This is a genomic window from Halodesulfurarchaeum formicicum (assembly GCF_001886955.1).
GTDB classification, from domain to species: domain Archaea; phylum Halobacteriota; class Halobacteria; order Halobacteriales; family Halobacteriaceae; genus Halodesulfurarchaeum; species Halodesulfurarchaeum formicicum.
Window position 1 is genome coordinate 974,508 of the sequence record NZ_CP016804.1, and the last position, 24,529, is coordinate 999,036.

At 61.3% G+C, this 24,529-nt stretch carries 29 protein-coding genes and 1 tRNA gene; 19 read left to right on the forward strand and 11 right to left on the reverse strand.

What is annotated here, in order from left to right; translation table 11 throughout:
* Positions 1–9: 9 nt before the first annotated feature.
* The 7 genes from sufB to HSR6_RS05110 all read left to right on the forward strand — a co-directional run bounded on the left by sufB (position 10) and on the right by HSR6_RS05110 (position 6,823).
* Complete coding sequence (sufB, locus tag HSR6_RS05080; RefSeq protein ID WP_071933026.1) at positions 10–1,437, forward strand: Fe-S cluster assembly protein SufB; 1,428 nt, start codon at positions 10–12, stop codon at positions 1,435–1,437.
* On the forward strand, positions 1,434–2,648 hold the full coding sequence (gene sufD, locus HSR6_RS05085; protein ID WP_070364888.1) for a Fe-S cluster assembly protein SufD: 1,215 nt from the start codon (positions 1,434–1,436) through the stop codon (positions 2,646–2,648). Before sufB ends, sufD begins: the two co-directional genes overlap by 4 nt.
* Positions 2,649–2,695: 47 nt before the next feature.
* A tRNA-Gln gene (locus HSR6_RS05090) sits at positions 2,696–2,797 on the forward strand.
* Between the two features lie 89 nt (positions 2,798–2,886).
* The gene (locus HSR6_RS05095; protein ID WP_148661807.1) at positions 2,887–3,573 is read left to right on the forward strand and encodes a hypothetical protein; all 687 of its coding nucleotides are present in this window, start codon (positions 2,887–2,889) and stop codon (positions 3,571–3,573) included.
* Complete coding sequence (locus tag HSR6_RS10895) at positions 3,552–4,793, forward strand: hypothetical protein (protein WP_148661808.1); 1,242 nt, start codon at positions 3,552–3,554, stop codon at positions 4,791–4,793. The genes HSR6_RS05095 and HSR6_RS10895 overlap by 22 nt, the downstream gene beginning before the upstream one ends.
* Before the next feature lie 173 nt (positions 4,794–4,966).
* Complete coding sequence (locus tag HSR6_RS05105; RefSeq protein ID WP_071933029.1) at positions 4,967–6,397, forward strand: sulfatase; 1,431 nt, start codon at positions 4,967–4,969, stop codon at positions 6,395–6,397.
* Positions 6,398–6,823 (forward strand): GtrA family protein, encoded by a 426-nt coding sequence (locus HSR6_RS05110; protein WP_070364889.1) that lies wholly within the window; start codon positions 6,398–6,400, stop codon positions 6,821–6,823.
* A 7-nt stretch (positions 6,824–6,830) separates the two neighbouring features.
* Here HSR6_RS05110 and HSR6_RS05115 read toward each other — a convergent pair whose 3' ends face one another.
* Positions 6,831–7,064, reverse strand: coding sequence for a hypothetical protein (locus HSR6_RS05115; protein ID WP_070364890.1), 234 nt, complete (start codon positions 7,062–7,064; stop codon positions 6,831–6,833).
* An 83-nt stretch (positions 7,065–7,147) separates the two neighbouring features.
* Here HSR6_RS05115 and HSR6_RS05120 point away from each other — a divergent pair, with 83 nt between their 5' ends.
* The 3 genes from HSR6_RS05120 (at position 7,148) to HSR6_RS05130 (ending at position 10,144) form a co-directional block, all read left to right on the forward strand.
* Positions 7,148–8,011, forward strand: a complete 864-nt coding sequence (locus tag HSR6_RS05120) for a mechanosensitive ion channel family protein (protein ID WP_071933030.1) — start codon at positions 7,148–7,150, stop codon at positions 8,009–8,011.
* Positions 8,012–8,080: 69 nt separating this feature from the next.
* A complete protein-coding gene (gene arcD, locus HSR6_RS05125; protein WP_071933031.1) occupies positions 8,081–9,523 on the forward strand; it encodes an arginine/ornithine antiporter ArcD in 1,443 nt (480 codons plus the stop codon).
* Positions 9,524–9,565: 42 nt separating this feature from the next.
* On the forward strand, positions 9,566–10,144 hold the full coding sequence (locus HSR6_RS05130) for an LURP-one-related/scramblase family protein (protein WP_070364892.1): 579 nt from the start codon (positions 9,566–9,568) through the stop codon (positions 10,142–10,144).
* A 31-nt stretch (positions 10,145–10,175) separates the two neighbouring features.
* Here HSR6_RS05130 and HSR6_RS05135 read toward each other — a convergent pair whose 3' ends face one another.
* On the reverse strand, positions 10,176–10,580 hold the full coding sequence (locus HSR6_RS05135) for a CBS domain-containing protein (RefSeq protein ID WP_070364893.1): 405 nt from the start codon (positions 10,578–10,580) through the stop codon (positions 10,176–10,178).
* 258 nt (positions 10,581–10,838) lie between these two features.
* Here HSR6_RS05135 and HSR6_RS05140 point away from each other — a divergent pair, with 258 nt between their 5' ends.
* Together HSR6_RS05140 and HSR6_RS05145 are read left to right on the forward strand one after the other, a co-directional pair.
* Positions 10,839–11,033 carry a cold-shock protein gene (locus tag HSR6_RS05140; RefSeq protein ID WP_070364894.1) on the forward strand — a complete coding sequence of 65 codons (195 nt, stop codon included), beginning with the start codon at positions 10,839–10,841 and terminating at the stop codon, positions 11,031–11,033.
* Between the two features lie 188 nt (positions 11,034–11,221).
* Entirely contained in the window at positions 11,222–11,917 is a 696-nt protein-coding gene (locus HSR6_RS05145) for an HD domain-containing protein (protein WP_070365927.1), read from the forward strand.
* Here the strand turns inward: HSR6_RS05145 and HSR6_RS05150 are convergent.
* Positions 11,910–12,554: a LysE family translocator gene (locus HSR6_RS05150; protein WP_070364895.1), complete on the reverse strand. Its 645-nt coding sequence runs from the start codon at positions 12,552–12,554 to the stop codon at positions 11,910–11,912. The two genes, HSR6_RS05145 and HSR6_RS05150, sit on opposite strands and share 8 nt — an antisense overlap.
* A gap of 40 nt (positions 12,555–12,594) precedes the next feature.
* Complete coding sequence (locus HSR6_RS05155) at positions 12,595–13,773, reverse strand: threonine synthase (protein WP_071933032.1); 1,179 nt, start codon at positions 13,771–13,773, stop codon at positions 12,595–12,597.
* Positions 13,774–13,863: 90 nt separating this feature from the next.
* Between HSR6_RS05155 and HSR6_RS05160 the strand changes: the two genes are divergently transcribed.
* Positions 13,864–15,198: a cyclic 2,3-diphosphoglycerate synthase gene (locus tag HSR6_RS05160; RefSeq protein WP_071933635.1), complete on the forward strand. Its 1,335-nt coding sequence runs from the start codon at positions 13,864–13,866 to the stop codon at positions 15,196–15,198.
* A gap of 2 nt (positions 15,199–15,200) precedes the next feature.
* Here the strand turns inward: HSR6_RS05160 and argF are convergent, their stop codons facing one another.
* A complete protein-coding gene (gene argF, locus HSR6_RS05165) occupies positions 15,201–16,076 on the reverse strand; it encodes an ornithine carbamoyltransferase (RefSeq protein ID WP_070364898.1) in 876 nt (291 codons plus the stop codon).
* A gap of 174 nt (positions 16,077–16,250) precedes the next feature.
* Between argF and HSR6_RS05170 the strand changes: the two genes are divergently transcribed.
* From HSR6_RS05170 to HSR6_RS05190, 5 genes are read left to right on the forward strand one after another with little or no spacing between them, the layout of a single operon-like run.
* Positions 16,251–17,063 carry a transporter substrate-binding domain-containing protein gene (locus tag HSR6_RS05170; protein WP_071933033.1) on the forward strand — a complete coding sequence of 271 codons (813 nt, stop codon included), beginning with the start codon at positions 16,251–16,253 and terminating at the stop codon, positions 17,061–17,063.
* Between the two features lie 7 nt (positions 17,064–17,070).
* On the forward strand, positions 17,071–17,760 hold the full coding sequence (locus HSR6_RS05175; RefSeq protein WP_083426104.1) for an amino acid ABC transporter permease: 690 nt from the start codon (positions 17,071–17,073) through the stop codon (positions 17,758–17,760).
* Positions 17,757–18,515, forward strand: coding sequence for an amino acid ABC transporter ATP-binding protein (locus HSR6_RS05180; protein ID WP_071933034.1), 759 nt, complete (start codon positions 17,757–17,759; stop codon positions 18,513–18,515). The genes HSR6_RS05175 and HSR6_RS05180 overlap by 4 nt, the downstream gene beginning before the upstream one ends.
* A gap of 1 nt (position 18,516) precedes the next feature.
* Entirely contained in the window at positions 18,517–19,416 is a 900-nt protein-coding gene (locus HSR6_RS05185) for an amino acid ABC transporter permease (RefSeq protein ID WP_083426105.1), read from the forward strand.
* Positions 19,417–19,459: 43 nt separating this feature from the next.
* Positions 19,460–20,725: an NAD(P)/FAD-dependent oxidoreductase gene (locus tag HSR6_RS05190; protein ID WP_070364902.1), complete on the forward strand. Its 1,266-nt coding sequence runs from the start codon at positions 19,460–19,462 to the stop codon at positions 20,723–20,725.
* Here the strand turns inward: HSR6_RS05190 and HSR6_RS05195 are convergent, their stop codons facing one another.
* Positions 20,726–21,418 (reverse strand): metallophosphoesterase, encoded by a 693-nt coding sequence (locus HSR6_RS05195; protein ID WP_070364903.1) that lies wholly within the window; start codon positions 21,416–21,418, stop codon positions 20,726–20,728.
* Between the two features lie 76 nt (positions 21,419–21,494).
* On the opposite strand from HSR6_RS05195, the gene HSR6_RS05200 reads away from it, so the two are divergent.
* Positions 21,495–22,271 (forward strand): DUF7839 domain-containing protein, encoded by a 777-nt coding sequence (locus HSR6_RS05200; RefSeq protein ID WP_070364904.1) that lies wholly within the window; start codon positions 21,495–21,497, stop codon positions 22,269–22,271.
* 1 nt (position 22,272) lies between these two features.
* Here the strand turns inward: HSR6_RS05200 and HSR6_RS05205 are convergent, their stop codons facing one another.
* From HSR6_RS05205 to HSR6_RS05225, 5 genes are read right to left on the reverse strand one after another with little or no spacing between them, the layout of a single operon-like run.
* Positions 22,273–23,028 carry a proteasome assembly chaperone family protein gene (locus tag HSR6_RS05205; RefSeq protein ID WP_070364905.1) on the reverse strand — a complete coding sequence of 252 codons (756 nt, stop codon included), beginning with the start codon at positions 23,026–23,028 and terminating at the stop codon, positions 22,273–22,275.
* A 4-nt stretch (positions 23,029–23,032) separates the two neighbouring features.
* Entirely contained in the window at positions 23,033–23,215 is a 183-nt protein-coding gene (locus tag HSR6_RS05210) for an RNA-protein complex protein Nop10 (RefSeq protein ID WP_071933035.1), read from the reverse strand.
* 5 nt (positions 23,216–23,220) lie between these two features.
* Positions 23,221–24,021 carry a translation initiation factor IF-2 subunit alpha gene (locus tag HSR6_RS05215; RefSeq protein ID WP_070364906.1) on the reverse strand — a complete coding sequence of 267 codons (801 nt, stop codon included), beginning with the start codon at positions 24,019–24,021 and terminating at the stop codon, positions 23,221–23,223.
* Positions 24,018–24,191, reverse strand: coding sequence for a 30S ribosomal protein S27e (locus HSR6_RS05220; RefSeq protein ID WP_070364907.1), 174 nt, complete (start codon positions 24,189–24,191; stop codon positions 24,018–24,020). The genes HSR6_RS05215 and HSR6_RS05220 overlap by 4 nt, the downstream gene beginning before the upstream one ends.
* Positions 24,192–24,196: 5 nt before the next feature.
* Positions 24,197–24,478: a 50S ribosomal protein L44e gene (locus HSR6_RS05225; RefSeq protein WP_070364908.1), complete on the reverse strand. Its 282-nt coding sequence runs from the start codon at positions 24,476–24,478 to the stop codon at positions 24,197–24,199.
* Positions 24,479–24,529 lie beyond the last annotated feature (51 nt).

A 24,529-nucleotide genomic window follows, 5' to 3' on the forward strand; every position in this document is an offset into this window, starting at 1 on the left:
GATTACCAGATGAGCTCAGATTCCGATCTCGAAGACGCGGACACGGAGAAGCGCTTCGAGTTCAAAAAAGAGCAGTCCTCGGCCTTCGAGTCCGAGATGGGCCTGAACGAGGAGACCGTTCGGGTCATCTCCGAGGACAAGGACGAACCCGAGTGGATGCTTGAGCGTCGCCTGAAGGCTCTGGAGCACTACAAGAACATGCCGATGCCGACGGATTGGCCGGGCCAGCCCGACCTCTCCGAGCTCGACATCCAGAAGATCATTCCCTACATCCGGCCGGACGTGGAGACCCGCGGCGAGGCCGAGACGTGGGAGGATCTCCCTGACGAGATTCGTGACACTTTCGACAAACTGGGGATCCCAGAGGCCGAGAAGGAGGCCCTCTCGGGCGTTGGCGCCCAGTACGAGTCCGAGGTGGTCTACCAGAACATGAAAGAACAGTGGGAGAAGAAAGGGGTCGTCTTCATGAACATGGACCGGGCGGTCCAGGAACACCCCGAGCTCGTCAAAGAGCACTTCATGACCAAGGCCGTGCCCCCGAGTGACAACAAGTTCGCGGCCCTTCACGGGGCGGTCTGGTCCGGCGGCTCCTTTGTCTACATTCCAGAGGACGTCTCCGTCGAGATGCCGATTCAGGCCTACTTCCGGATGAACTCCGAGGGGATGGGTCAGTTCGAGCACACGCTCATCGTGGCCGAACCCGGCTCGGAAGTCCACTACATCGAGGGGTGTTCGGCCCCCCAGTATGCCACGCACAACCTGCACTCCGGGGCCGTCGAGATCTTCGTGCGCGAGGACGCACACGTCCAGTACTCGACCGTACAGAACTGGTCGAAGAACACGTTCAACCTCAACACGAAGCGGGCCCTGGTCGACGCGAACGCCACGATGGAGTGGGTCTCGGGCAGCATGGGTTCGAAAGCGACCATGCTCTACCCCTGTTCGGTCCTCAAGGGCGAGGGCGCGACGGACAACCACATCACCATCGCCTTCGCCGGCGAGGGTCAGGACATCGACACCGGGGCGAAGGTCTACCACAACGCGCCGAAGACCAAGTCCACGATCGAGTCCAAGTCCATCAGCAAGGACGGCGGGCGGACGAACTACCGTGGGCTGGTCCACATCGCCAACGGGGCCAGTCAGTCCTCGACCAGCGTCGAGTGTGACGCGTTGATGTTCGACAACAAGTCCACCTCGGACACCATGCCCTACATGGAGATCAACGAGTCCACCGTCGACGTGGCCCACGAGGCGACCGTCGGCAAGATCGGCGACGAGGACGTCTTCTACCTGCAGTCCCGTGGCCTCGATGACGACGACGCAAAGCAGATGATCGTCGCCGGCTTCATCGAGCCGATCACCGAGGAACTGCCGCTCGAATACGCCGTGGAACTGAATCGGCTGATCGAACTGGAAATGGAGGGGAGTCTGGGATGAGCAGTGCCCAGTTCCGCGAGGCGGTCGATCGCGAAACCGTCACCGCACTCGCCGAGCAGTTCGACGAGCCGGACTGGCTCCTCGAAACCCGTCTTGAAGCGCTGGAAGCGATCGAGGAACTGGATTACCCCTCGGTCATTCAGACGCCGGGTCGCAAGTGGACCAACCTGGATGACCTGGACTTCGAGTCCCTGGTCGACCCGCTCTCCCAGCCCGCGGAGACGAGTCGAGCAGGCGGGGATGAGGTCGCCGTGCGTTCGATCACCGAGACTCTCCAGACGGACCCGGAACTCCTCGAGGAGCATTACGGATCGGTCGTCGATCCGCTCGACAACCGGCTAGTGGCGCTGGCGACGGCGCTGCGCTCCGGTGGAACCGTCGTCCACGTGCCGGCCGGTGTCGACGCTGGAACGGTCCAGATCGAGACCGAGATGAACGGCCGGTCGCGCCTGGAGTACACGCTGGTCGTCGCCGAAGCGAACAGTTCCGTGACCGTCGTCGACCGCCGTTCCTCTGGCGACCCGATCGACGCGTCGCGGTACTACGGTGGGACTGTCGAGGTCGTGGCCGGCGAGAACGCCACGGTGAACTACGGCTCGCTGCAGCAGTTCGACGACGACACTTACGCCTACACCAAATCGGAGGGTGTCGCGGACACCTACGCAGCGGTGAACTGGCTGGAAGGCAATCTGGGCTCCCGGCTCCGCAAGTCCGAGGTCGGCACGCGACTCGAAGGCGACGGTTCGGAGACCAAGACCGTCGGGGCCTTTTTCGGTCGATACGACCAGCATTTCGATCTCGACTCGCGGGTCTGGCATCGTGGTGAGCACACCACGGCGGACCTGGTCACTCGCGGTGTCGTAGACGATCGCGCTCGTTCGGTTTACGAGGGCACCCAGGATGTCGGTCGCGAGGCCTGGGACACGAGTTCCTACCAGCGCGAGAATACCCTGATGCTCTCCGACGACAGCGAGGCCGACGCCTCGCCGAAGCTTATCATCAACAACCACGACACCGAGGCCTCCCACGCGGCCTCGGTGGGACAGGTCGACCAGCGAGACCTGTTCTACATGACTTCCCGTGGGGTCCCCGAGCAACGGGCTCGGAACATGCTCGTCGAGGGCTTTTTCGTCCCGGTCCTGGAGGAGATGGACGTCGAAGGACTGCGCGAGGACTTCGAGGCTGGCGTCGCAGCCCGACTGACCGAGTAAGCCGAACCCGTCACATCTTTATTCGGTTCCGTCGAATGCCCGATTGCAGTCCCGTGGTGTAGTGGCCAATCATATGGGCCTTTGGACTCTCGTGGAATTCCGCGGGGGGAAGACAGCCCATGACGGCGGTTCGAATCCGCCCGGGACTATACTAACAGGTGACCTGGGTAAGTCGTAAATGTGGACTACAATTTCCTCCGTCGGGGTTTCACACGGATTTAGAGGGGGCTACTAATCCATGCCACCAATATTTGCATACGGTAGTTTAATCCTCCCCACAAGTCTCGTATCGCGGTTTGAGGATCTTGACACGTCAATAGATGACGTATATCAAGGAAATACTGACAAGAACGTTAGTATAGACGCGTTGGAAGAATGGGAAAAACGGGCAGACAGAATTCACTATGTTCCGGCGAAGATATGGGGATTTCGACGATACTATTCACTTGAATCACCCCGGGGCGGAACCATGTTGGAGGTTGTCCGAACGGACGATCCAAACGATTGGATCAACGGAGTTCTAATATTTGGTTTGACCGAGGAAGAACAAACCCAAGTGAAAATGACAGAGTCAGTGTACGAATTCGCTGATGTTCGAGATCCGAAATTGGAATTTTATGTCGATGATGTTACGAACGTGGATCTGACTGCTATCGATCGGATCCAGCTATTCTCAAAATTTGACACTGGGGATCAAATAGCTGCTACACTTCCACGAAACAAGACATATCATAGTAGAATAATTACTGGAATAGAGATGATTGATGATATGTATGACACCGACCTCGCCAAGCAGTTTTACGAGGACTTCCGGGAATCAACCTTTGAAACTGCCTATGACTCGGAGGACCCTAGTGAATTTAATACTGTCAAGGAAAATGACCGTATAATGGGTGATCCTGATTGGTCAGTGCGAGGGTTGTAAGCAAGACGATTTCCGATTTTGAAGACTCCAGCTTTGAGGACGGTGATAAATTCCGATATGCGGTGATTGTTCCGGAATTGTTGCTCTCTGAACTCGACAATACGAGCGAATATGAGTACGTCAAATTAACTCCTCAAGGGTCGAAAACAGGAGGGACAGTAGCGCAAATAATTACATTCAGTAGCGAACACGACGCTGAGAATTTTTCCACAGATGGGCTCTATTGGTCCTGTATACGAACCAAACTTCAAAAAGAAATCGGCCTTACTGTTGAGAATACTGACGCGCCAACCGTTGAAATTCAGGAAGTGGAAACGAATACGATAGATAACCTCCGCGTGCACCGAGATTCGGCTTGGGAGAGTGAAACTCGTGATATAACCACGGATGGTCTCGCCGGGTACATATCTGCAGAAGACATGACGAATATGGAAGAATTAAAAGAGGGGAGCATCTGTGAACTCGTCAATCCCGAAAACGGTGCGCGTTTGCAGTTACCAGTCGAGACGTACTATCACAAGAACCGGAATGAGGGAACTATTCGACTGAATGGAAGTGCTCGCAAACTCCTTCAAGTGAAATCCAAAGACGAAGGGGACAACGATAGTGTTCGGTTACGCATTCCAACTGAAACAACTCCGATTGCTGGTTTTTCCCATAAAATCTATAATAGGATTGGCCGTTGGTTTGTAGATTACAGTTATGCCTATTTCCGGGTTCTCTCAGGGTATGATCGAGATGAGGGCCGAAATCTGGTCCGACTAAACGAAGATGGCATGAAAAGGCTCGGGATTGAAGAAAACGATCGTGTGATCTTATCCTGGAGAGGGGATGATCTAAAACGACGAAATGTACGATGTCAGTCGGCGTGGGAGGAAGATGGAGCACTCGAACCGAGTGAGTCGACTGAAGATTCATTTGGTGAGGACCAATCCCTCTCAATACGCATTCCGAGCACAGAACGAGACAAATTGAATATTAGTGTTGGAGATGTGATAAAAATCCGACGCGATATGCAATATCAAGCCGGCAAACAAGTTGCACTATCAGCGTTCGGTATTTTGGGCGTGATTATTGGGACCAATCAGTTGATAAATATGATCTTCGATACGGTATCATTGGCGTATGTTGGAACGTCTCTTCTCTCAATAATGCTCCTCTCGGTGGTAACTGTCCGGTTGATAATGAGCCCGATTAGACAGAAGTGCCGAGTCCCGTGATGACTAATTTGACCCTGCCAGTTGTCCATTAAGCCTCCACGTAACAAACCTGTCGGCCGGCTCAACGAAATCCGAACGTATAGGTGCAATCGTCCCGATTTTATCACTACCTACGTGACCGCTCGCCCGATCGCGACGACCTGGCCAACCAGTCGGAAGCCAACACAGGACTCATGAGCTCAGATTCACCCACGAATGTGCTTCTCATCACGGTCGACTCGCTGCGAGCGGACGCCATCAGCCCGTACGACGACTCGCGGCACACCCCGGTCATGGACGACCTCGCCGACCGTGGGACGGTGTTCGAGCAGGCCTTTGCGACTGGGAACTGGACGCCGTTCTCGTTTCCCGGGATCATGGCCTCCCAGCCGGTCTTTCGGGAGACGGGACGGATCGGTGTCGAGGGGCTCTCGCCGCTCGCGAGTGTCCTTTCCGAGGCTGGGATCGAGACGGCGGGTTTCAACGCGGCCAACGGGTTTCTCACCGACCACTGGGGGTACGAGGAGGGATTCGACAGTTTCGAGTCCTTCGTCGCGAGCGTCGGTTCGAACGCCTACAGTCGCTATCTGGCGACCCACCCCACGGTCGAAGCCTGGGTTCAGCTGGCGACAGCACCCATCCGCCGGTTGCACTCCTGGGTCCGGGGCGAGAGCGAGGACCGACCGTTTCTCGATGCCTCCCGCATGTTCGACGTGGAAGAAGCGGCGGTCGCGGAGATCGAATCGAAGGACGGGCCGTCCTTTATCTGGGTCCACTACATGGACACGCACACGCCATACGTACCGGCTCCACGATATATTCGGGAGGTCTCCGGCTCCCGAATCGGAACACATCGGATGCTCCACGCACACACTCGAACGGGGCTGGGATGGGAGGTCGGGCCGAAGACCCTGGAGGAACTCCGGATGCTCTACCAGGCGGCGGTTCGGCAGGTTGATGCGAGCATCGGTCGACTGCTCGAGGCCGTCGAATCGAGCGGGCAGGCCGGTGAGACGGCGGTGGTCCTGGCCGGCGATCACGGCGAGGAGTTTCAGGAACACGGCCACCTCGCCCACTACCCGAAACTCTACGACGAACTGATCCACGTCCCGCTGATCGTCGATGTACCGGGCAGGGAGCCCTCGCGGGTCGACTCGGCTGTGGGACTCGACGCGATTCCGCCGACGGTGACAGATCTTCTGGGCGTCGACCCGGCGGCAGACTGGGACGGCCGTTCCCTCGCCCCGAGTCTGGAGACGGGCACCGTGGACCACCCCGAACCCGTGGTCTCGGTGACGGTTCGGGGCGAATCAGTCACCAGCCAGCCGATCCCGCGTTCACTCGACGATGGGGACCTCTGGGTGAGCGTGCGGGATCGGGACTGGACGTACATCGAATGCGTTCCAAAAGACACACGCGAGCTGTACTATCGACCGACAGATCCAACTCAGCAGACGGATTTGAGTGAGGACCCTGGCGAGGAGGGGGCGGCCGTGATGGATCGGTTTGCTGGTATCGTGGCGGCCCATGCGGACGCACTGGGGGACTCGCCGGCGGACGATGAGCCCGAACCGGCCGCAAACGAAGAGCTGGAGCAGCGGTTGACGGCACTCGGCTATCGGTAGATGCTCAGGTCTTTCCTCCGCGGATTGCATAGCGGTCCGGTTGCTGAACAGCTTCGGCGGTTCGTGGTCGTCGGCACCGTCGCCGCGGGCATCCAGTTACTGGTACTCTGGCTGCTCGTAGACGCTGTCGGCCTGAACTATCTCCTTGGGGCCGTTATCGCCATCGAGTTTACGATCCTCTTCCAGTACGTCCTCAACAACGCCTGGACCTTCGAGGCCGCGAAGAACACGGGTCGTCGCGAATATTATGCGGGACTGGTCAAGACCAACCTGGTTCGGGGCTCGGCGATCCCGCTGCAACTCGGCGTGCTGTTCGTCCTGGTCGAGTTCGGTGCGATCCCGTATCTCCTCGCGAATGCCGTCGCGATTCTCGTCAGTGGGGTCTATCGCTTCTATCTCGACGCGCGATGGACCTGGGGGCAGTGAGCCCCGATCACGGTTGATCGGACTTGCGTGCGTTTCGAACCTCGCGGTCGGAGGTCGCGACGACCAGGTCGTCCGCCAGATACCTGATTTTCTCTCCCGACTCGGTGTCAGTGACTTCGATAAACGTGTTGTCGGGCCCCCAGACGGCTCGGAGCGAGCCCAGTTCGACGGCATCGAAGCCGAATTCCGCCTCGACGAGCGCGTGAGCCAGTCTGTCTGTGTCATCTTCGCCGAATACCATCTGTTCGGTTCGTTCAACTCACCCAGATACTGTACGTCTTTCGCACCCGCAGATTAAGGTATCAGCCCGTGGTACTCCAAACCATGGCAGTCATTTCGACCCTTCTGACGTTGCTACGGCGGCTGCTTCTGGCCCTGGAGTCGTTAGCCGTCGTCATCGTCGTCTTCGGGCTCGTCTATCTCTTCGGACAGTACGTTGTCGTCCCGACAGTCGATTACGCCTTCGACTCGGTCACGGCCGACGAGACGCTCAAACACACCATCCACAAAGTGACGGGGGCCGCCTTTCTCCTGCTGGGATTTTACCTCGCGCTTCCACTCTCCGGGCTCGCAACGACCCCGACTACCGTGGCAGCGATCACGGCCGGTGGCACGATCGCGGTCGGCTTCGCGTCCCGAGAGATCCTCTCGAATTTCGTCAGTGGCGTCATCCTGGTGCTAGATCCGGAGTTTCGGATCGGAGATTGGATCCGGTGGGGCGAGACGGAGGGTGTCATCGAGGCGATCGGGTTTCGAGTGACACGGGTGCACACCTTCGACAACGAACTCATCACGGTTCCGAACTCGCAGTTGACGACTAATCAGGTGTGGAACCCCGCAAACAAGGATCGCCGACGAGTTACCTGTCGGATCGGAATCGATTACGACGCCGATATCCAGACCGCCAGGGACATTTTGCGACAGGTTGCACTCACCCAGGAGAGCATCGAGGATCGGCCCGCGCCAACAATTCACGTTGTGGAGTTGGCCGAATCGGATATCGGACTCCAGGTGCTTTTCTGGATCGCCGATCCGGAACGGGCAGAGATCGTGTCGATCCAGTCGGAGTACTTCGAGCAAGCGAAGGCACAACTCGATGCGGCCGGGATCGATATGCCCTATCCGCACCGTGAGTTGACCGGGAGTGTGGACGTTCGCGATCGAATGGATCCGCATTCCTCCCGATGAGAGGCGGTGCAGTTCGGCGGCGAATGTAAATTCATAATTAACGGGGTCCGCCAAGCTAGGCCAACGGCTATGGTCCTTGACTTCACCCCGAAGACGTTCGACGAGATTCCGCCGGAAAAACGTCCGTCGTTCGCTGAAGCATTGGTTCCCGTGGCCGGGATGATCCTGTTCCTCGCTGTGGGGATGATTTACCTGGAACTGGATCCGCAGATCCCGCTGCTCTGGGGGATCGTCCTGGCCGGGCTTATGGGACGCTATTACTTCAAATACACCTGGGATGACCTCATTGGTGGCGTCGGTGAAAGTATTCTGATGGGGCTGCAGGCGGTGCTCATCCTCTTTGTCATCTACATGGTCATCGCCTCGTGGATCGACGCCGGCACGATACCGGCCATCATGTACTACGGGCTCGAATTCCTCTCGCCGAAGATCTTCCTGCCATTTACCCTCGTGTTGGCCGCCGTGGTCTCCTTCGCGATCGGGTCCTCCTGGACGACCGCCGGGACACTCGGAGTCGCGATGATTGGGATTGGGTCGGGACTGGGCATTCCGGCGCCGATGACCGCCGGCGCGGTGCTCTCCGGTGCTTACACGGGAGACAAGAACTCGCCTCTCTCCGATACCACCAACCTGGCCGCCGCGGTCACGAACACGGACCTGATGGATCACATTCGGGGGATGCGACCAGGCACGATGGTCGCGTTCGCGATCTCCCTGGTTCTGTTCGTCGTCCTGGGGCTGAACGCGAGCGGCGCAATTCCCGTCGACCGAGTCTCGGATATTCAGCAGGCAATCGGGAGTTCCTATGTGATCTCGCCGATCGCCTTCCTGCCGCTCGTGATCACGTTCGCGCTGGCGCTGTATGGGTTCCCGGCGCTGCCCTCGCTTGGAGCGGGGATCTTTGCCGGGGTCGGCGTGAGCGTGACACTCCAGGGGCGTGGCTTCGCCGCGGCCTGGGAAGCGGTTCAGTACGGCACGGCCCCGGAGACGGGGCTGGAGCTCACCAACGAACTCCTCCAGAGCGGTGGGCTCGACGGCTCGGTCTGGGTCGTGACGATCGTCGTCGCCGCCCTCTCGCTGGGCGGAATCCTGCAGGAGACTGGGGTTCTGGCCGCGGTGGCCTACAACGTCGGGCAGGCCGTCAAGAGCGTGGCTGGCCTCACCGCCGGGACGGCCGTCGGTACCTTCGCTATGAACGTGCTCGCGGCCGAACAGTACATGGCCATCGTCGTCCCGGGAATGACCCTCGGAAACCTCTATGACGAGTACGGACTGGAGAGCCGGAACCTTTCCCGAGCCGTGGAAGCCTCTGGCACGACGACCGCGGCGTTTGTCCCCTGGAGTTCCGGTGGTGTCTATATGGCCTCGGCCCTGGGAGTCCCCGTTATCCAGTATGCACCATACTACTTCTTCGGCATTCTCTCGCCGCTCGTGCTCATCTTCATGGGCGTAACTGGCTGGAAGATGTACTATCAGGAATCTGAGGAAGAGGACGTGACGGCCACCCAGTAACTGGCCGTACCTTTTTGTCCCAAGACGGGACCAAGCGGGTGTATGTCGGCAGCAACCCACCAGATTCGCGGGCTCGAACTCGATGATGATCAGTACGAGATCGAACAGGCGCTGGTTCGGAACAAGTACGTGGCCCGGGACAGTACGGGAGCGGTCGTCCTGCGTGGCTCCCAAAAGCGCCTGCAGCTAAAGGAACAATTCCCCTTCGAAGACAGCGACGGGACCGAAGTCTTCGAGATCAAAGCCGACTCGATCGCGGACGTCGCGGGGGAGTATGCCCTGATCGACTCGCAGACCGGCGAACGGGTCGTCGTACTCGACAATCAGTGGTCCTGGATGGGCGACCAGTGGAAGATCCGCGATCCGACAACTGAAGCCCTCATCGCCGTGATCGAAACCCAGAACAGGGCCGTGGAGTTTCTCAGACACCTCCACTCGGTATTCGGGTTCGTGCCCCATGCCTACGAGATCTCGGATCCCAGAGGGAATCACGTCGGGACCATCGAGGGCCAACTCGGACTCAAAGACCGCTATGACGTCGAGATCGAGGACGCAAGTGAGGTTCCACGGGAGCCGGTCATCGCGGCCGCGATGGTGATCGACGCGATCGAGGGGAACTGATAGCGACAAAAGCCGGGCGTTTGTTGGCCCCTTAGGCCGGCGTTGGTTCCTGGACCGCAGAGATGTAGGCCGTGAGGTCGGTCTTGGTGATGATCCCGATGACCTGGTCGTCCTCGTCGACGACCGGCAGGTGGGAGATGTTCTCCTCGATCATCACGTCCGCGGCCTCCTGGATGTGGGCCTGCGGGCCGATGGTGACGACTTCGTCGGACATGTAGCGTTCGACGGTGGTCTTTGCCTTGGGCTTGCTCTCCGCGACGATACGAATGAAGTCGGTGTTCGTGAGGATGCCCTCGATCTTCCCCGCTTCGGACGAGACGACGATCGAACCGATGTGGTTTTCCAGGAGCGTCTGGGCCGCGTCCTCGACGAAGGTGTCCGGGTTCGCGGTGATCAGCTCCGAAGTCATGAGTCGGGCGACGAAAACGTCTTCCATGCTATTGTACAACACTGGGCAACAGAGTTAATACTTGTGGTCACAGCAGTCGAGGTGGGTAACAGATGACGTCGGGGGTGGAGGGGCAATTCCACTGCGGGCAAGGCGGTACGTGTGATTCGAGATTGCAGTCGACGTGGGGTGCGAACAGGCGTTTGAGGCGTGTTTGAAGTAGATATTGGCCGCAAATCGCTTCTACACTCGCGCAGACAGCGGTGGGATTATATACCCGGGCGTTCTCGTTGCAGGTGGAGTACAATGGCATCCGGTACGGTTGCATTCTTCAACGAGCGGAAAGGGTACGGCTTCATCGAGAGCGACGAGTCCGAAGAGGACGTTTTCTTCCACATGGAAGACGTCGGCGGGCCTGATCTGGAGGAGGGCCAGGAAGTCGAATTCGAGATCGAACAGGCAGACAAGGGCCCCCGAGCGAAGAACCTCACGCGGTTGTAGCCGAAGCCGCTCGTTGAGCGGTTTCTCAAACCACGTGGCCCTCGAAACACTTCTTTCGTAGCCCCGGCGCTATCCAGATCGCTATCCGAATAGTGCCGGCTGGCTGCAAAAGGCCTAAGAGCGCGACCAGCGTGTTTTCACTCAACAATGAGAAACGACAACCAACTCACGGGAACGGGGGCGATACCGTGGGGGTCGAGATAGCCAACGCGCCGGTCACCGACGAGTCCTTCGAGTCGATGGCCGAGTTCGTGTACGACTACCTGCAGGCAAGCGTGGAGAACGAGGGTGACGGGGGCCGGATGCGCTGGTACCCCTGGCACTCCGCCGAGTACCGGTTCAACCACATCATGAACGTGGTGGACCTGGCGACCGAGATCGCCAGGAAGGAGGGCGCAAACGTGGACGTCGTGAAAGTCGCCTCGCTGTTCCACGACATCGCTAAACTGGAGGCCGACCAGGACGTCCACGCGGAGGCGGGGGCCCGGGTCGCTCGCGAGTACCTCCAGAGCCACGCCCAGTTCCCCGACTCGTTTATCGATCAGGTGTGTCGGGCGATCGAGAACCACAGTCACCAGGGTGACCTGGACGAGGTATCCCTGGAGGCCCAGTGTCTGATCGAGGCCGACCTCCTCGACAAGGTCGGAGCAAACGGGATCACGCTCATGCTGCTCCGGATGGGTTACGAAGCGCGGACCCACATGGACGCCGCCGAGATGGTCCAGCGGGTCTTGGCACGTGGCGAAGACGCTCGCAAACGGGTCCAGAGCGACGCCGCCGAATCGATCGCCCACCAGCGACTCAAGCGCGTCGCGTGGTTCCGCGAATGGCTCGAGGGCGAGGTCTCGGAGATGAGTGTCGACGACGAAGAGCTACTTAGATAACTCCCAGCGTGCTCCCGGCGTCCCAGAGGAAGGCGACGCCGAACCAGACGAGCACCACGCCACTCCCGTAGGCAACGGCTCGCCCGAGCGCATCGACGGCATTACCGGCCGTCCTGAGCGCGGCCGGGAAAACCGTGATCCAGAGGACGATCCCGGCGAAGAATCCGGCGATCGTTAGCCCGCCATTCATGGCCGCAAAGGAGTGGCCAAACGCCTCGACCGAGCTGGGATCGAGGAGCCCGACGCCCGCAGTCAGCCACCACGTGATCTGGTAGGGATTGGTCACCGCAAGCGCAAAGGCCTTCCCGAATCCCGCACGCGAAGCGCCGTCGCCCCCGCTGAACTCGCCTGCCCCTTTCACGGCTCCGTAGGCGAAGTAAAACATCAGCAAGCCGCCGATACCGACCATGACACCTCTGAGAGTCGGGGCGTCCTGAATGAACGCGACCAGGCCCGCCACGGCCAGGAGGAAAAAGAGCGCGTCGGCGGTCATCGCGCCCAAACCGGCGGCAAAGCCAGCTCGCCACCCGCGGTTGACACTCTCTTCGGCGATCACGGCGTTCATCGGTCCCGGCGGAGCCGCAAGCGAGAGCCCCAAGAGCGCACCGGCGACGATCGAGAGCAGCGCGACCAACATCTTGCCCCCGGCTATGCGGGGCGTCGAAAAAAGGGCACCGTCACCGCGGGCGAGCTTCGAGGCGGCTTCGAAGCAAGTCAGCGCCACCCGTTCCGGAACCCACCGTCACCACCGTCGATTCGGACCCGATCTCGCCAGTCGAGGCGAGTTTCCGGAGCCCAGCCAGTCCGGTTGCTGCCTCGGGAGCCAGTTCGAGACCGGATTCGCGCGCGATCGTGAGTCCCTCGTCGAGAATGGCCTCGTCGGGGACGGCGACGGCTCCACCATCGCTCGCGTCGAGGGCGTCGAGTACCCACTCGCCGCCGGCCGGTTCCGGGACTTCGAGTTCGCCACAGACGGTGTCCGGGACGGTTACAGGTTCGGTTGGCCGTTCCCCTTCCCAGGCGTCCACGATCGGGGCACAACCGGTCGGTTGAACGGCGTAAAGCGAGGGTAGCTCGGCGAGCAAGCCGTTCTCCCGCAAGGTCACGAGGCCGGTGTAGAGCCCAACGAGGACGGTTCCAGTTCCTACGGGAACGACGATGGCATCCGGGACGCGGTCCATCTCCGCGAGTAGTTCGAACGCGATCGTCTGGTGAGCGACGTGTCGAAACGGCGTTTCGAAGGGGCCCAGTGAGGCCCCCAGCTCTAGCGTATCGCGATCACTCCGAAGGCGGTTCTCTGCGTCTGGAAGTCGGCCCTGGACGACGGTCAACTCAGCGCCGTGGACGTTCGTCATGGCCTTCCGCTCGAAGGGCGCTCGCGAGGGCAGGTAGACGGTCGCGTCCAGGTCAGCCCGTGCGGCGTAGGCCGCAGCCGACTGTCCGGCTGCGCCCGGGGCGGCGAGTGAAACGGCTCGTACGTCGGTCTGTGCCGCCGCGGTCATCGCCAGGGACAGTCCGCGATCGACAACTGTCCCGGTGGGGTTCTGGCCCTCGTCTTTGACGAGTAGTTGGGACACACCGACCGAATCCGCCAATTTGGGGACCTTCACGAGGGGGGTCCCACCTTCGCCCATCGTGACCGCCGCCTCGCTGCTGAAGGGGAGCAACCCCTCGTAGGCCCACATTGTCTGTGGCGTCCGGCTGGCGGTGACACTCGCCAACCCAGTCTCGTCGATGTCCCAATTGACCGTGAGAACGCCGCCACACGAAGGGCAGTATCCTCCGACCTGTTCTCCTTCGAGTGTCGCTTCACAGTTGCGACAGTGAAAGCCCGTCACCGTCCCAAACGTGTTCATACCCTCTCTGCACCCGCCGTGGGTATGAAACGTCTGTTCGAGTCGTCTGGCCCCCCTAATTGAATGTGGTGGCGTGTGTTCGTTGGTGACATGACACGACGGACAGTCATCATGGGCGCGGCCGGGCGGGACTTTCATGACTTCAACGTCTGCTTTCGGGACGACCCGGATCGGGAAGTCGTGGCCTTCACCCGGGCTCCAAATCAGAACGTCGGCGAACTCCCGGACGGTCCAGAACGAGTCTATCCCGCCAGGCTCGCCGGCGAGGGTCATCCGGACGGCATCCCGATCGTTCCCGAAGCCGACCTCGAATCGGTCATCGAGTCACGAAACGTCGACGAAGTCGTCTTCTCTTACTCGGATGTCTCCCACGAACACGTCATGAATCAGGCCTCGCGGGCGCTCGCGGCCGGTGCTGACTTTCACGTGGTCGGCCAGTCGATGATGCTCCAGGCTGAAGTGCCGGTCATCGCCGTCGATGCGGTTCGCACCGGCTGTGGGAAATCCAGTGTCGCCCGGAAACTCGCGGACATACTGGGCGAATCCGTCGACGTGGCAGTTGTCCGCGAGCCGATGCCCTACGGTGACGCGTTCGAGTCCGTCTCTCGGTTCGAAGCATTGGCGGATCTCGACGCTGCGGGTGTCACCATTGAAGAGCGCGAGGAGTACGAACACCACCTGGCTGCGGGCCACGTGGTCTTCGCGGGCGTGGATTACGGGGCCGTGCTCGACCAGGCCCAGGCCGAAGCCGACGTGATCGTCTGGGACGGCGGTAACAACGAGTTGCCCTTCTTCGAACCGGACCTCCACGTCGTCCTCGCCGACCCGCTTCGGCCCGGCCACGAGATCCGGTATCACCCCGGCGAGACGAACCTCCGGCTTGCCGATTACCTGCTCATCAACAAGGAGAACTCCGCGCGAGCGGCGGACATCCAGACCGTGGTCGAGAACGCCATCGACCGAAATCCGGACGTCGAGATCATCCACGCCGACTCGGTGGTCACGGTACCCGATCCGACCCGTATCGAGGGCCAACGAGTCCTCGCGGTCGAGGACGGCCCAACGGTCACTCATGGCGGCGCAGCCTCGGGCGCTGCACTGATCGCCGCCGAGCAGTTCGGCGCGGCCGAAATCGTCGATCCGCGTCCGGGGGCCGTCGGCTCGATCGCACGGGTGTTCGAACGCTACGATCACCTGGGGCCCGTGCTCCCCGCGATGGGGTACTCGCCGGCACAGATCGCGGATCTAGAACAGACGATCGCGAACGTGGACTGTGATCTGATCCTGGCCGGGACACCGATCGATCTCGGTCGTCTCCTGGACGTGGATGTGCCGATCGTCAACGTCCGATACGACGTCGAGGAACGTGGGACCCCGACGTTACGGTCGATGGTCGAATCCCACGCCGAGGAGATCGGCCTGTAACGCTACTCGTAAACTGTCTCCAGGATCGCCTTCTGGACGTGCTTGCGGTTCTCGGCCTGGTCGTAGACGATAGAATTCGGGCCGTCCATCACCGCTGCGGACACTTCCTCGCCGCGGTGGGCCGGGAGACAGTGCATGAACGCGGCGTCGTCGGTTTCGGCCATCAGTTCCTCGGTGACCTGGAAGCCCTCGAAGTCGGCTCGTTTCGAATCGTCCTCGCCCATGCTCACGAACACGTCGGTGTAGACCGCGCGTGCTCCCTGGACCGCCTCGACGGGGTCGTTCGTCACGAGCACGTCGGCGTCGGCGACACGTTCCTGAATGTCCGCGTCGGGTTCGTACCCGTCCGGCGTGGCGATCCGACAGGGAATGTCGAGGGTCGCACAGAGTTGCATGAGCGAGTGGGCGACGTTGTTTCCGTCGCCGACGTACGCGAGCGGGCCGTCCAGGAGCCCCTTCTCCCGGAGTGTGTACCCATCGGCGAGTGCCTGGCAGGGGTGGAGTTTGTCCGTCAGTCCGTTGATGACCGGGACGTCGGCTCCGGCCGCGAGTTCCAGCAGGGTTTCGTGATCGAAGAGCCGGGCCATGATCCCGCCCGCATACCGGGAGAGGACTGTCGCGGTGTCCAAAAGCGATTCGCCCCGCGAGATCTGTGAGGACTCCTCGGCGAAGTGAATCGCGTGGCCACCGAGTTCGGTCATGCCCGACTCGAAGGAGATCCGGGTTCGCGTCGAGGGTTTCGCAAAGAGCATCACCAGGCTCTCGTTTTCCAGGGCGTCGCCGAAGGCGTCGGGATCGGCTTTGAGTTCGTCGGTGAGGTCGTATAACTCGGTGATCTCCGCTTCGCTGAGGTCGTCGATGTCGAGTACGTCTTTCATGATATCATCTCACACGGTGGCGCGTCCCACTGATTGGATTGTCCGGGCTACGGGGCACGCCGTTCGGTCCCATGGCTCTTGCTCGGGTTACTTGTAAAAGGATGCTGCGGTCCCGGCCAGTTTACTGGACTCAAACCACAACTCCCTTTATTCGGCGGCCGCGGAAGAAGTACCATGACGCAGCAAAACCGTTTCGACCGGCGTGATTTCCTCAAGGCCACCGGTGTGGCTGGCACCCTGACACTCACGGGGCTTGCCGGCTGTTCGGGGAACGGCGAGGACGGATCGGGAACGACGACGGCAGAATCGATGGAGATCGTCGCGGGCACGGCTCCTGGCTTCCCGCCCTTCGAGGAGAAAGACGGCGGGGACCTGGTCGGCTTCGACATCGACCTGCTCGAAGCAGTCGTCGAGGCGACCGACTACGAACTCGCCGGCTGGGACGAGTACGAGTTCGGCTCGCTCTCCCCGGCCCTGCAGAACGACAAGATCGACGTGATCGCCGCCGCGATGACGATCAACGACGAGCGGGACGAGAGCATCGACTTCTCGGACCCGTACTACGACGCCAACCAGGCCATCCTCGTGGCCAACGATTCGGGCTTTTCGCCGTCTGAAATGGCCGATCTCGAGGGCCAAACGCTTGGCGCCCAGAAGGGGACGACCGGCGAATCCGTCGTTCAGGACACGCTTATTCCGGACGGGATCGTCTCCGAGGACCAGTACAACAGCTATGATAACTACGTCTTTGCCGTCGAGGACCTGGTCAACGGGAACATCGACGCCGTCGTGCTCGACACGCCGGTGGCCGACTCCTTCGTCGCCGAGCGGGAGGTCTCCGTGGCGTTCACCTACGAGACGGGTGAACAGTACGGATTCGGCGTGCGAGAGGGTGACAGCGAGCTTCAGACCGCACTGAACGACGGCCTGGCGACGGTCCGGGAGGACGGCACCTACGAGGACCTCGTCGCCAAGTGGTTCAAGTAGGGCGACGATGATCGCCACCCCCGCGAGCGCTGCCCTGCAAGCCGGCGACTGGGCCTTCGTTCTGGATAGCTGGGGGTATCTCTCCGGTGGCGTCCTCATCACGATCGCACTCACCATCGCGAGCATCCTGCTGGGGTTCCTCGCGGGATTTCCCTTCGGGATCATCGAGGTGTACGGCAATCGGTACCTTCGGACCCCGATAGATCTGTTCGGGACCGTCTTCCGGGGCACGCCGCTGGTGGTGATCCTCATCTTCGCCTTCTTCGTCTTTCCCATCCAGCGTGCCTTCGTGGCCGCCGTACTGGGCTTGGGGCTGCGGAGTGCGGCCTACCAGAGCCAGATCTTTCGGGGAGCGCTCGCCTCGATCGACGAGGGCCAGATGGAGGCCGCCCGCTCGATCGGAATGAGTCAGTTCCAGGCGATTCGCCACGTCGTGGTTCCCCAGGCGCTTCGGCGTTCCATGCCGGGATTTCAGAACGAGTTTACCATCGTTCTGAAGGACACGTCCCTGGCGTATGCGATCGGCATGGCGGAGCTTCTGACCCGAACACATGACCTCTTCGTCCAGCAGACCACTGCCGTGCTGGAACTGTTCCTATTCGCGAGTGCGATCTATTTCGCCCTGACCTTCAGCACCAATCGGGCACTGGATGCCCTACAGAATTACTTCGCGATCCCCGACGGTGATATCAGATGAGCGAGCCACTCCTTCGGATCGAGAACCTGCAGAAAAGCTACGGCGACGAGGAAGTGTTACACGACATCTCCTTCGAGATGGAGGAAAGCGACGCTTTCGTGCTGATCGGTCCCAGTGGCAGCGGCAAGTCCACGCTGCTGCGCTGTGTCAACCGCCTGACTGAACCTGATGGCGGCGACATCTATCTCGATGGCACCCGTACGAGTGATCCCGAGTACGATGTCAATCACCTCCGTCGCGAGGTCGGCATGGTGTTCCAGGACATCAACCTCTTTGCACACCTCACGGCTCTCGAGAACATCACGCTGGGCCTGAAGAAGGTCGCCGGAATGGACGAGTCAAGCGCCGAAGCCAGGGCACGGGCCGAACTCGAACAGGTTGGACTGGCCGACCAGGCTGACTCCTACCCCGCAGAACTCTCCGGCGGCCAGCAACAGCGTGTGGGGATCGCCCGCGCGCTGGCGATGGATCCCAAGCTGATGCTTTTTGACGAACCGACGAGTTCGTTGGACCCGGAACTCACCGGAGAGGTCGTCGAGGTGATGCGCCAACTGGCCGAGGAAGGGATGACCATGCTCGTGGTCACCCACGAGATGGGTTTCGCCCGGTCCGCAGCGACGCAGATGCTGTTCCTCGAAGACGGGAGTCTCGTCGAACAGGGGCCCCCAGAACAACTCTTCGACGCGCCCGAAGAAGAGCGGACCGGCCAGTTCCTCAAACGGATCACCGAGGCCGAGTCCTCGGGCTCACTCTAACATGTCGGGGGCCCAGGAGGACTTCCGAACCCCGGGAATCGAGGTCTCGGTCAGGGGCGGCATCGAACTGGTCCCCTACGCGGTGTTCTGGGGCTGGTTGCTCTCCCGCTGGATCAACGACTTCCTCCTGCCAGATGGAATGGGCGTGCCGGATGGGACTCCGTATCTCGATCCGGCAGTCGTCGAGCCGGTCTCCGAGTCACTCGCCTTCGCGGTTCGGTACCTGCCGGAACTCGCCGCGGGGGCCTGGGCAACGGTGGTCATCACCCTCATTTCGATCACGCTTGGCTTTCTGCTCGCGGTCCCGGTAAGTGTCGCGCGGGTGTACGGCCAAGGGACCGCCTGGGTCGCCCTCGTGTTCACCGAACTCATCAGGGGAACACCGCTACTGGCCCAGCTGTTCGTCCTTTACTACGGGCTCCAGCTCTCCTCCTGGATTCGGGAGTTGCCCCTCGTTGGGGTCGGTATCGTGCCGTCCCAGGCCTTTTGGGTAGCGATTATCGGCTTCACGATCAACAGCGCGGCCTATCAGGCCGAGTACATCCGCTCCGCACTGCTATCCGTCGACCGCGGACAGTACCAGGCGGGCCGGGCCATCGGGTTCTCGAAACTCGCGGCAATTCGTCATGTCGTCCTCCCCCAGGCATTGCGGTTTGCGATTCCGGGGTGGTCGAACGAACTGGTCTACCTGATCAAGTACTCCTCGCTCGCGGCGTTCATCACGGTCCCCGAACTCTTCGAGATGGGGCGACAAATCGCTGCGGACAACTTCGCGTACACCTCGATTTTCGTCCTCGTGGCGCTGTTCTACCTGGCGATTATCATCTCGGCCTCGAACGTCATGGGACTCGTCGAGCGCCGGGTCCATATTCCAGGGCTCGGGCGAGGGACTGACCGCTAGTGGTACCCATACTGTTTTGCCCTGCCGGCTCCCGGATTCGAACATGACAGACCATCAGGTCGCCGTCGTCGGGGCCGGGCTGGCCGGGCTCGAAACTGCGCGGCTGCTCGCCGAAGCCGGTCGGGACGTTGCCGTTTACGAGGCCGACTCGTCAGTCGGCGGTCGTATCAGGACCGATAAACGAGACGGCTACACCCTCGATCGTGGGTTCCAGGTACTCTTTACGGCCTACCCGGAGGCTCGACGGGCACTGGATTTTGACGAGTTAGATCTCGAACGGTTCCCGCCAGGTGCGATTATCTGCCGGGCGAACCATCGCGGCGTGGTAGCCGACCCGCTTCGAGACCCAGTCGGTGGGCTTGAGACTGCCTTCTCGACTGACCTTTCCATTGGAGACAAACTCCGAGTACTTAGACTCAGACAGGCCCTGTCGGGGCGCTCTCGCGAGGACATCTACGCCGGGACGGACGAATCGATCGAGTCACTGTTGGACCGACTCGGGTTCTCCGAGCGGTTCGTGGATTCGTTCGCGCGTCCCTTCTACGGGGGAATCACGCTCGACCGCTCGCTTGCCACCTCGGCGCGGGTCTTCGAGTTTACGTTCAAGATGCTCACAGCGGGGGCCGCCGCGATTCCGGCTGCGGGCATGCAGGCGATCCCGGAGCAACTCGCACGCCGTGCCCGGGAGCACGGTGCAGAGATCGAGACGAACACACCGGTCGAGACAATCGACGGCACCGGGCCGGTGACGCTCGAAATCGACGGGGAATCGATCACGGCCGATACCGCCGTCGTCGCTGCTGGGCCACGAGCGAGTCACTCGTTGACCGGTATCGATGCCATTCCAACCCAGGGCCGTGGCGTCCTCACACAGTACTTCTCGCTTCCGGGTGGGAACCCGATTGGCGAGCAGGCCCGGATTCATCTGCACGCCGACGGCGATGCCCCCAACCAGGTCGTGAACCTCTCCGCGGTCGCACCGTCGTATGCTCCCGACGACGAAATTCTCCTGAGTGCGAGCACGCCCGGGCAACCGGAAGTCGATCACGAGACCCTTGCCGAGGATACCCGTCGGGCCCTCCAATCCTGGTATCCCGCCGCCTCCTTCGAGGCGCTGGAGTTGCTCGACACCGTTCAGGTGTCCTTCGCGCAGTTCGAACAGCCACCGGGGGTCCACGAGTCGCTGCCGTCGGTCACCGAACCGGCAGGGGCAGTCTTCCTTGCTGGGGACTATACCGAGGACTCCTCGATCAACGGCGCGTTACGGAGCGGCCGCCTGGCGGCCGCAGCCGTCCTCGACTCCTCGTAGTCAGAGATGGGGACGCAATTCGCCGAGTGGGGGGAATTCAAGCGGTCCGTCGGCGGTCGATACAATCGGTCGGCAGCGATCGAGCCCCGTCAACAGTGGTGACATGGTATCCGCAGCCGTCTGTCCGTTCACGATCGTGCCACTGGCGACACGACTGAACGCGGGGAGTACCAGGACCGCCGCTCCGTCTAATTGATCCGGACAGGCAAGCGTACAGGGGTGTCGAACCCCTTCGATCCGGATAGCCGGGTGCTCGTGGCCGATGATGTACCGGTCGGCATCGATCGTCGGTCGCTCGTGGCCGTGGAGGACGACCGTGTCCCCGAATTGGGCGGCCGGAACCGGGTCGATCGAGTCGTGGTGATCGAGCAGGCCGTCGTGATTGCCAGTGGTTACGGTAAGGGTCGCCCCAGTCGTTGTGACCGTCCGCGTGAGTGTGTCCACCGCGTCTTGGACCGTAATCGAGAGCGTGTCGAAACTGTGAATCAGATCGCCAGCGACGACGACCTCCGACGGCTGATACGTTTCGAGCAGGCCGTCGATTCGATCCATGAGGTCTGCCTGCTCGCCCAGCGGGAGTTCGACTCGCGAGGACCGGACACGGCCCAGATGCAGGTCTGCGAGGACGAGTGTGTCCTGGGATGGGAGTGACACCGCCCGATTCGTGACGACAACATCCTGAAACGGGTCCACACCATCTCGTTCGTGGCGTCCGCAAAAGGTGTGCTGGTACCGGTGCTGTTTTGATTGCCCCAGCCAAGTCCCTGGTATGGTTGAGGTACTCGATGACAAACGCGAGGCGACGCGATTTCGGATCCTCGTGGAGATCGCCGATCGCCAGCCAGCCGTGAGTCAGGGCGAGATCGCCGACGAGGTCGGCGTGACCAGTCAGGCGGTCTCGGAGTACATTCGCGAACTCGTCGCGGACGGCCTGGTCCTCAAGGACGGCCGATCGCGCTATCAGGTGACAAACGAGGGTGTGGACTGGCTTTTGAGTCACACGAACGACATCCGGCGGTTCACCGATCGAGTCGCCGAGGACGTGCTCGGGGGCGTCCAGGAGGACGCGGCCATCGCCGTCGAAGACATCGAGGCTGGAGAAACCGTGACCCTCGAAATGCGGTCGGGTATACTCCATGCCATTCCGGGATCGGACGGGCCGGCAACCGGTACGGCGACGACCGACGCCACTGCGGGCATGGAGGTCGGTGTCTCCGGGTTCGAGGGCGTCATCGACTTTACGCCGGGCGAGGTCGCCGTCCACCAGGTTCCGCCCGTTCGCGCTGGCGGCAGCCGGAACGTCGACCTCGACGCGTTGGCCGCGGCATGTGCGGCGACCCCCCTTGTCCTTGCTGCGGGAGTGGAGGCGACGGTGGCTCTCGAACAGGCGGGCATTACTCCAACCGTCCAGTTTGCCGTGGGCGAAGTGGCGGCCCGGGCGGCCGAACGTGGCGTGGACGTGACTGTCGTGGCCACGGCTGACGAAGTCGGACGGGTAACAGATCCGCTCCGCGAGGCCGGGACGTCCTACACGGTCAAAGAGTGACTTAGCCGATGTACCGCAGGTCCTCGCCGCTTCCGGGACTCTGGGCCTCTTCCATGTCCTGAAGGCGGTTGATGACCTCCTCCATCTCTTCGGCACGATCGTCGAGTGCCTCGAACGGAACTTCGAAGTTCAGTCGATCCTGCAGGATTTCGAGCACTGCCCGCGCGCTTTTGGGATCGACCAGGTACCCACTGGTTTCACCCATCAGGCAGGCAGCGTCGAACCCTCGACGACCTCCCAGGCCGAGGAGCAGGCCGCTCGTTCCGACGATGCCGCCGGTCGGTTCCTCGGATCGGAACTCCACGCCAACCGCTTCGAGTTCTTCTCGGATCGATTCCTCGGAGACGGCACCGAGGACGCTGTACTCCTCGATCAACTCACCGGTCGGAACGCCGCCCAGGGCGTAGACGGTATCCGCGCCCTGGCGTTCGGCCTCGTCGAGAAACGCTGCGGCGAGGTGATAGTGTCCCATGCTGTCCCCTGCCTGGTGGTCACCGGTGAGCACGACCAGGTCCCGCCCCTCGGTTTCGATAGCATATATCTCGGCGTGGGCCAGACTCGCCACACCGTCCTCGTCGATGCCGACCTGCGGCGGGAAGTGTTCGGAGTACACCCGTGCGATGCGGGTACTGTCTGCCTCCTCGATCAGGTGCTCGGCGACCAGTTTGCCCACGTGACCCACACCGGGGAGCCCCTCGACGAAAACCGGGTCGTCGAGGTCGGCTTCGGTGCAATACTCGACCTCGATCTCGTCCATGGTCCTACCCTTGGCGACGCTCCTTAAGAGCGCGTCGGTACTCGCCGTATGGATCAGCCGGATCGAAGCCGGCCGGAGCGCTGTTGACTGCCTTGGCGCCACAGATCGGACACGCCGACTTGAGCGTGTACACGGGGCGGTCGTGTTCGGACTCCCACGCAGAACAGACCCGAATGTCGGATTTCACGATGTTTACTCGTCGTCTGTGCGGCGCTCGCGGTGGAACTCCCCGCTCCCGCCGGCGTCCTCGATGGTCGCGATCGCCCGTTCGGCGGCCCGTTCGAGCTCCGATTCGGCGGTCTTGTAGGTCGGGGCCTGAATCCGGATGCGATACTCCGGGGCGCCGACGTAGGTCACTTCCATGTCGACTTCCTCGGGGATCTCGCCGTTCCCCTCGGCTGCCTTCAGCGCGTCCTGCACGTCATCGACGCCGCTGGGGTTCGGGGACTCGATGTCCACGTAGCCCGTGACCGTCACGTACGGAACCGAGACGTTTTCACGAGCAGTCTCGACGATGGCAGTGATATCTGATTCGGGCAGGTCCACGTCTTCGAGAGCCGGCTGACCGTGGATCGCCGCCTGTTCGAAGCCATCATAGAGGCTGCCGAACTCGTCCAGCAGTTCGTCGACGACCTCGCGGAACCGGTCGTCAGCCATGTCCTCGCCGAAGGCGAGGGTCAGCCACTTGTCAGCTTTCTGCTCGTTCTTCCAGCGCTGGATCGTCTCGGAGCGCTGGTGGTCGTTCACGTCCTTTATCGAGAGGTCGATCTGCTGGGAGGAGGTATCGACATCCAGAACCTTCGCGACGACGGTCTGGCCCTCTTTGACGTGGTCGCTAATGTTCTTGATCCAGCCGGAGGCGACCTCGCTGATGTGGGCCAACCCGCGCTTTCCCTCGTACTCCTCGAGGTCGACGAAGACCCCGAAGTCTTCGATCTCGTCGACCTTTCCGACCACCAGTTCGCCGGGATCGGGCCAGCCCTCGTATTTCATCGCTGTTCGACGACTTCGAGCACCTCGCCCTCGATCTCGGCCTTCCCGCCGGTCGGGGAGGCAAGCGTGGTGCCACAGACCGCACACGTCACCTCGGAGGCGGCCTTCTCGAAGAGGGTCTGTTCGTTCTCACAGTCCGGACACTGGACGCGGATGAAGCTTCCTGCCATCAAAATCACTCCGTGAGCTCCAGCCGACCGGCACGCCACCCTTTGCGGAGATGGGCCTTGCCACAGTCCGAGCAGCGGTACTTGAGATTGGTCTTCTTGGTGGGTTTGTCTCCACCAGGCACCTTCGAGAACTTGCCGGCGTTCCCGATGGTGGACTTGCCGCGTTTCTGCTGGCGGGCGGCCCACTTCATGCCGGTCTCCCGGCCGCGGCGGACTTTCTCGACCTCGTGTTCGGTGTGTGTATCACAATGCGGACAGTACGTATTGATTCGACGTGGCATCTCCATGGAGGATCGACTCTGTTGAAGATTGGTTGGTGAGGGGGAGTTAAAATGCGT